At 66.2% G+C, this 2,555-nt stretch carries 2 protein-coding genes; both read right to left on the reverse strand.

All coding sequences use genetic code 11. From position 1 onward, the window contains the following. Window positions 1-104: 104 nt before the first annotated feature. Complete coding sequence (istB, locus tag ACAM49_RS39725; RefSeq protein WP_369640672.1) at window positions 105-878, reverse strand: IS21-like element helper ATPase IstB; 774 nt, start codon at window positions 876-878, stop codon at window positions 105-107. After that, a complete protein-coding gene (istA, locus tag ACAM49_RS39730) occupies window positions 875-2,347 on the reverse strand; it encodes an IS21 family transposase (protein ID WP_369640673.1) in 1,473 nt (490 codons plus the stop codon). Before istA ends, istB begins: the two co-directional genes overlap by 4 nt. Between the last annotated feature and the right edge of the window lie 208 nt (window positions 2,348-2,555).

Here is a 2,555-nt window from a genome sequence, read left to right on the forward strand (position 1 = left end):
GTGTCAACGGTCATCGGGAACTCCGGGCGGGTGGACTTGACGGGTCCGGCTGGGCGGACGGCAGATCTCCGGGCCGATGGACATCGGTTCTCCGGGTGATTCAGTCAGGTCAGTGGCGCCACCCCCTTGCCGGCCAGGGCTTCGGCCAGTCGGTGTGAATCGCCCTTGGTCAGCACGAGATGCGCGTGATGCAAGAGCCGGTCGACGGTCGCGGTGGCCAAGGTCTTGGGCATGATCGTGTCGAACCCGGAGGGGTGGATGTTGCTGGTCACGGCGATCGAGCGGCGTTCGTAAGCAGCGTCGATGACGCGGTAGAACGCCTCGGCGGCGTCCGCGCCGACCGGGAGCATGCCGATGTCATCGACCACGATCAGATCGCAGGCGCAGATCCGGGCGACCGCGCGGGCGATGGATCCGTCGACCTTGGCCTTGCCGATCGTGGTCGCCAACGATTCCAGGGTGAACCACGAGACTCGAAGGTCCTTCTCGATCGCCGAATGCGCGAGTGCTTCGACGAAGTGACTCTTGCCCGTTCCCGAAGGTCCGGCGACAGCCAGATTCTCGTGTCGCCCAACCCATTCCAGCGTCGCGAGCGCGTTCTGGGTGGCTTCGGAGATCGTCGATTCCTCCGGCAGCCATGACGAAAACGTCTTGCCGGTGGGGAAATTCGCGCGTTTGCGGCGTTGGCGACGGGTCGCGGAGTTGCGGCCGGTGACTTCCTCGTTGAGAAGCACCCGCATCACCTCGGCGGGATCCCATCGTTGCGCGCGGGCGGTTGCGAGCACGTCGGGTGCGGCCTTGCGCAGATAGGGCAGCCGCATCCGGCGGCAGATCGCGTCCAACTCGTCGGGCAGCGCTGGGGCTTTCGGATGCGTCATGCGCCGAACCTTCCCCAATTGCTGGTGCCGGGCTGGACCGAGTGCGCCTCGTCGGCGCGCACGACATCGGAAAGGCTGGAGAACTTGGCCAGGTGATCGAGGATCGCGGCCAGGTCGCCGTCGTCGAAGCGGCCCGCGACCGCGGCGACACCCAACGCTTCCTCGACCGCGTCGGGCCCGGTCAACGCCGCCAGCTCGAGCGCGCGGGTCATCTTCGCGCGGATGCGCGAGACCCCGGAGGCGGAGGCTTCGGTCAGCCAGCGGCGCGCGCCCTCGCCGAGCTCGAGGAACGCGATCTCCTCAACCGTCCGCGGCCGCAGTTTCCGCACCCGCGGCAGATCCCCGCCCGCGTGATGCGGGTAATGCTCGTCGAGGATGCGCGGATTGCCCGGCGTCGACAACTCGTGTCGGGCAATCTCGGCCAGCCCCAACGAATTTCGCCCGGTGACCACCAACTCCTCACCGGCGACCCGGCACCACACCTTCTGCCCCTGATGCCCGTCGGGGGTCGAATAGCGCACCGATCCCCACCGGATCGTCTGGTCGTCACCGACGAGGCGTTCCTCACCGAGCGCGATCGCATGCGGCGCGCCCGGCAGCACATGCAGATGCTCACGCTCGATACCCAGACGCACGACCGGCGCGACCCCGGTCTCCCGATGCGGACGCGCGTTGACCCGCTCACACCAACTCCAGCAGGCATCGGCGAGTTCGGCGAAAGAGCCGTATTCAGGCAGCAGATTCGCCGTCGTCGGCACCAGATCCGCCTTGGCGATCTTCACCGAATGCTCCGCACCGCCCTTGGACTCAGGGTCGAACGGCTCACACGTTTCGACCTTGCAGCCGTAATGCCTTCCAGCCGCGACCATTTCCGGATGCCGCACCGGCAACCCCGCGATCCGGTCCACCGTCACCGTTTTCGCGTTGTCGGTCAGCAAATACGTTGGCGCACCACCGATCCGACGCAATGTCACATCGATGCCCAACACCAGCGAACCCAAGGTCTGATCCCACGACGGGATCACCACCCGAAACCGCGACCACGCCAGCCACGCGCAAAACAGTTGTGTCCGACGGCCATTCACCCTCGGGCCCTCACCCCAGTCGAACTGCAACCACATACCCGGTTCCGGCAACCACGGCCGATATTTCCGCCGGTGACCGGCCTTCCATGCCGCCTTCGCCTCAGCGACCGCGCGGCGGGTCGACCGATCGGTCCCGGTGAAACCCATCGCCTGCAGCCTTTGATGCACCACATCGGCGCGGACCTTGCCCTGGGACTTGTCCACCCACTCCTCGATCTTGCCCACGAACGGGTCGATCGACCGCGGCCGACGCAACTTCACCAGCGGATCGCGGCCCGCGTCGCGGACCGCGACATACCGGGCCACCGTCTTCTCATCCACCCCTGCCAGCGCCGCGGCCGAATGCGCGCAGCGTGTCAGATCGAACGCTTCCAGAATCTCCATGATCTCCCTGTCAGACTTGGTCAACGGGATCCCTTCGACGCAGTTGGCGAGCGATCACACACCGCCCAGCCAACTCGCCCGAAGAGATCCCGTTTCGCATTTATCAGGCGTGTCCCGGAGATCCAGATGTCCGCCCATCCGGAGAAATCATGTCCGCCAGCCCGGACTCACATGTCCGCCCACCCGGATTATTCAGCGTCCGCTGGCA

The sequence above is a fragment of the Nocardia sp. JMUB6875 genome (genome assembly GCF_041154655.1).
In the GTDB taxonomy this organism is placed as follows: Bacteria; Actinomycetota; Actinomycetes; order Mycobacteriales; family Mycobacteriaceae; genus Nocardia.

Excerpts from the sequence above, each read along its gene's own strand:
- istA (WP_369640673.1), bottom strand. The coding sequence starts at position 2,347 with ATGGAGATTCTGGAAGCGTTCGATCTGACACGCTGCGCGCATTCGGCC.
- istB (WP_369640672.1), bottom strand. The coding sequence starts at position 878 with ATGACGCATCCGAAAGCCCCAGCGCTGCCCGACGAGTTGGACGCGATC.